Genomic DNA, 4,622 nt, shown 5'->3' on the forward strand with positions numbered 1-4,622 from the left:
CCCCGCGACGACCTCTACGGCCACCTCGCCACCCGCCTCGGCCTCAGCTCGCCCGCCACCGCCGAACTGCGCTCCGCGGCGGCCGACTTCGTGGCCCGGACGGTCGGCGCCCCCGAGGGTGTGGCCCTGCCCTTCTCCCTCCAGCAGCACTTCCTCGCCTCCTCGTCCGCCATCCAGCAGGGCATCGGCAAGCTCAAGATGGCACTCGAACTCGACGCCACCGACGTCCTGGACCCGATCTGCCTGCAACTCCAGCAGCTGATCCGGCAGACCCCCGTGCCCGAGTCCGTCACCCGGCAGATCACCCAGGCCTTCGCCGTCCCGCCGGACGAGCACGGGCGGCTGGTGGTGCGCTCCTCCTCCAACGCCGAGGACCTGCCCGGATTCTCCGCGGCGGGCGTCTACGACTCGGTCACCACCGTCCACGGCACCGGCGAACTCCTGGACGCGGTACGCCAGGTGTGGGCCTCACTGGTGTCGCCCCGCAGTGTGCGCCTGCGCCACCAGGTCGGGATCTCCCTCGACGACACCTACATGGGCGTGATCATCCAGAAGTACGTGCCCGCCTCCCTCGGCGGCGTCCTGGTGACCTGCGACCCGACCCGCCGCGAGGACTTCCGCAACGTCTACCTCAACTGTTCCCCCGGCTCCCCGGAGCGCGTGGTCGAGGGCTCGGTGCTGCCGCAGCAGTACCTGTACAACGTGGTGGAGGGCGGTGGCCGCACGGTCGCCCTGGGGTCCTGGGGCGACGGGCTGCCCGCCGCCACCCGCGCCCGGCTCGCGGACCTCTCCCTGACCGGACGGCTCCTGCAGTCGCACTTCAGCGGGGACGACCTGGACCGGCCGCTGGACATCGAGTGGCTGATGACGGAGCGGGGCGACTTCCGGCTGGTCCAGATCCGCCCGTACGCGCTGTGAGCGCGGGCCTCGCGGACGCGCCCCCCGGCAAGGGCGCGCTGACCCCCGCCGCGCATCGGATCATCCGCCTCAACTACGGCTTCCAGCTGCTGTTCAACCTGCTGTGGTGGATGCCGGTGTTCTACGCGTACCAGAAGGAGGCCGGGCTCTCCGACGGCCAGATCTTCGGTATCCAGAGCATCTACTACGTGGCCTTCTGCCTGTTCGAGATTCCCACCGGGCTGATCGCGGACCGGATCGGCACCCGCAACTGCCTGCGGGCCGGGGCGGTGGTGATGACGGCGGCGAACCTGGCCCCGGTGGCCGCTGCCTCGTACACCGGCTTCCTGGTCCACTTCCTCGCCATCGCGCTGGGCCGTTCGCTGACCTCGGGAGCGGCGAGCGCCTATCTGTACGACGGGCTGCGGGCGGAGAGGTGCGACGCGCACTATCTGAAGGCGGAGGGCACCGCCCGCGCCCTGGGGCTGGCGGCGAAGGTCGTGTGCTGGCCGCTGGTCGGGCCCCTGATGTCGGTGGCCCACGCGGCCCCGTACGTCCTCAGCGCCGCCAGCGCCGCGGGCTCGCTGGCCTGCGCCGTCGCCCTGCCCCGGCTCGCCGGTACGGGGTCCGGTACGGGCGGTGGTACCGCGAAGGCGGCCGGCCGCGGGGACGGCGGGCGCAGGGGCGGCGCGTTCCTGCGGGACGCGGGCGCGGCGCTGCGCTGCGTCGCGTCCTCGCCGTGGCTCGCCGTGGTGATGGTGCAGGGCGTGGCGGTCTTCACGCTCTCCCGGATCTGCCAGGTCAACCTCTTCCAGCCGATCCTGCTGCACCACGGGGTGGGGGAGGCCTCGCACGGTTCGGTGCTGGCGGCGATGACGGTGGCGGAGGCGGTGGGCTCGGCGCGCCCGCAGTGGCTGAGCCGCCGCCTCCCACCCGTGGCCTGGGTGTCGATCCTCAGCCTGGCGCTGGCGGGCACACTGGCGGCCATGACGCTCGGCGGGCCATGGGCGGTCATCGCCCTGCTCTGCCTGTTCGCCGCGGCGACCGGCTTCGCGTACCCGGTGCAGCGCAAGCTGATGAACGACGCCGTACCCGCCGGCGCCCCGCGCGCCACCCTGCTCTCGATCGAGAGCCTCGTGGACCGCGCGGTGTGCGCCCTGGCGGCGGTGGCGGTGGGCGCCTATGTGTCGGCCGGCCATCTGGACGCCCTGCTCTGGCACAGCGCGCTGGCGACGGTGGTGCTCCTGGGAGTGGTCCAGCTGCTGCTGCGCACCGGCGTCGTGGAGCGGAACCGCGCCGGGGCCGGAGCCCCGGCGGCGGACGCCGGCGGCCGTCCTCCCGGTGACGCGGTACGGGTGGCGGGAGGAGGGGCGCGCAGGCCTGGGCCGGGCCGCTAGCGGCGGTGTGCGCGGACGCCGCTCAGCTCAGCGCGGCCACTGCCGGAGGAGCTCGACGAGCCCGACCGGCAGGAACGCCGGCCGGTGGGGCCGCCCCACCTGGTACGGCAGATATCCCAGCGAGCCGGCGACCCCGACCTCCTCGGCCGTCTCCGCCTGGTAGACGAGCCGGCACCGCCCCGAGTCGGCCTTGGCGCGCTGCCAGAGGGCGGGCGCGGGCTTGCGTTCCGCGTCGGTACGGGGAGTGAGGACCCGGTCGCCGAAGTCGTCCCAGGCGAAGGGCACGGAGTCCCGCCAGGCGGAGTCGACCTCCTTCTTCAGCCTGGCGGCCCGCTCGGCATCGGTCGCGCCCCAGGACGGTGGGACGTTGGTGATCAGACCGATGCCGATGTGGCGCAGGCGCAGCGAGCGCAGATAGGAGGCGGCGCCGGGCTGGTAGCCGATGCCGCCGTCGGCGGCGGTGTGGACGAGGGTCTCACCGAGGTCGAACCAGACGACGGGGCAGGCGCGCGCGGCGCCCGTGGACCCGTCCGTCTGCCCGCCCGGCCGGGCGTCCGTCCGCGTGGATCCGGGGCCGGCCGGGTCGGCGGGCGCTGCCGCGCTCGTGGCCGTGCAGAGCACGGTGGACGCCAGGGCCGCACCGAGCGCGAGGCCCGCTCGGCGGCCCCGGCCGATGGAGGTGGATCGGTTCATGGCGTCGTCACCCTTCTTGTGCGCACAGTGCGTACTAGGAGGATGCGCGATTGTCCGGACCATGACACGCGAAGGCTCGAAATTGCCCAGGGGTGTCCACTGGGACTCAGTCGGCACTCAGGCCCCGCTCCGGGTGGGGGAGGCGGGAAGGTGTTTGGGCACGGCCGCGCCCGACCACCTCCCTGCCCCCACCCTTCATTCAGACGAGTTCGGGCTGAGGTTCCCGAAGGAGCGCAGGGGCGGCTTTCGGCTCCCACTCCTTGGTGGTGCGCAGATACCCGTACACCACCGAGGCCAGCGCGAGAAGGACGAGGGGCCCGAACACCCACGGGTGCGCGGCCATCTTCAGGGGCAGCCAGCGGTAGGACGCGAGGAGCGCGACGAAGACCACCGTGCCGTGGGCGACCAGCTGGACGCCGGACCGGTCCCAGCCGCGGTCGTACGTACGCAGGGCCGCCTCGACGGTGAGCGCGAACACCAGACCGGCGACGAGGTCGACGCCGTAGTGGTAGCCGAACCCGAGCGTGGCGCAGACGGTCGCGACCAGCCAGAACGTCCCCGCGTACCGCATCGGGCGGGGGGCGTTGCGGGAGTGGATGAAGATCGCGGTGGCCCAGGCGGTGTGCAGGCTGGGCATGCAGTTGCGCGGGGTGAGCCCGTCGTACAGCACCGGGTGCGGGGCGGTGATCGGCGCCGGTGTGTGCGGCCACAGGTTGACCACGGCCCACTCCACACCGCCGGTGCCGGAGGCGCCCGGCCCGTAGGCGAAGACCGGTCCGACCACCGGGAAGACCATGTAGACGGCCGGCCCGAGGAGGCCGATCACCAGGAAGGTGCGCACCAGGTGGTGCCGGGGGAAGCGGCGCTCGGCGGCCACGTTGCGCAGCTGGTACACGGCGACGACGATCGCGGCCACCGCGAGCTCGCCGTAGACGAAGTGGAGCAGGTACGAGCCGACCGAGCCACTGGCCTCCACAGCCCGGCCCACCACCCACGAGGGGCTGCCGAGCGCGTGATCGGCCATGGCCACGTACGGGTCGAGCACGGTCGGGCGGCTCTTCGCCGTGATGAACAGCCAGGTGTCACCGATCTTGCGCCCGGTGACCAGCAACAGGCCGAGACCGACGCCCTTGAGCAGCAGGACCCGTTCCGGCCCGGTCCGGCGCGTGATCGCGAAGACCGCGCAGCCGAGCATCACCCACAGCGCGCCGTTGCCGAAGAGATGCCCCTCGGGCACGTTGACGCCCGCCGCCCACCGGCCCAGTACGAAGAGGACATCGATACCGATCGCGGCACCGAGCGCGATGAACCGCTGCCGCCAGGTGAGCACCACCATCATCAACGCCAGCCCGCCGTAGAGCGGCCCCGGCTTGGGCGGGAACACCACCTCCCGCGCCTGGACGGTGATCGGCCCGGCCGCGCCGTAGTGACGCGACATGACCTCCACGCCGATCAGAAACCCAAGGGCGACCACGCCCGCCGTGGCCCACAGCACCACGCGCGGCTGACGCCCGGGGCGCCATGGGGCGGACGTGATGCTGCGGTCTATTCGCGAGGACATCTGCGAGATTATAGGTATCAACGGTTCGGCCGACTTTGCTGGTGCTGAGGGTGGGGCGCCGTCCTCCGCACGGG

At 72.7% G+C, this 4,622-nt stretch carries 4 protein-coding genes; 2 read left to right on the forward strand and 2 right to left on the reverse strand.

Features of this window, described 5'->3' with window-relative positions; translation table 11 throughout:
- Window positions 1-918: PEP/pyruvate-binding domain-containing protein (locus ACJA3G_RS30775; protein ID WP_406556318.1), on the forward strand; the 918-nt coding region annotated here is incomplete at its 5' end.
- Complete coding sequence (locus ACJA3G_RS30780; RefSeq protein ID WP_406556319.1) at window positions 915-2,294, forward strand: MFS transporter; 1,380 nt, start codon at window positions 915-917, stop codon at window positions 2,292-2,294. The genes ACJA3G_RS30775 and ACJA3G_RS30780, both read left to right, overlap by 4 nt.
- Window positions 2,295-2,321: 27 nt before the next feature.
- Here ACJA3G_RS30780 and ACJA3G_RS30785 read toward each other — a convergent pair whose 3' ends face one another.
- Window positions 2,322-2,987, reverse strand: coding sequence for a hypothetical protein (locus tag ACJA3G_RS30785; RefSeq protein ID WP_406556320.1), 666 nt, complete (start codon window positions 2,985-2,987; stop codon window positions 2,322-2,324).
- 199 nt (window positions 2,988-3,186) lie between these two features.
- Window positions 3,187-4,548, reverse strand: coding sequence for a phosphatase PAP2 family protein (locus ACJA3G_RS30790; RefSeq protein WP_406556321.1), 1,362 nt, complete (start codon window positions 4,546-4,548; stop codon window positions 3,187-3,189).
- Window positions 4,549-4,622 lie beyond the last annotated feature (74 nt).

Origin of the sequence: Streptomyces sp. YS-3, from assembly GCF_045257485.1 — a bacterium.
Classification (GTDB): Bacteria; Actinomycetota; Actinomycetes; order Streptomycetales; family Streptomycetaceae; genus Streptomyces.

Bases quoted from the DNA above. Each gene is read 5' to 3' on its own strand.
- ACJA3G_RS30790 (WP_406556321.1), bottom strand. From the start codon at position 4,548: ATGTCCTCGCGAATAGACCGCAGCATCACGTCCGCCCCATGGCGCCCC.
- ACJA3G_RS30785 (WP_406556320.1), bottom strand. From the start codon at position 2,987: ATGAACCGATCCACCTCCATCGGCCGGGGCCGCCGAGCGGGCCTCGCG.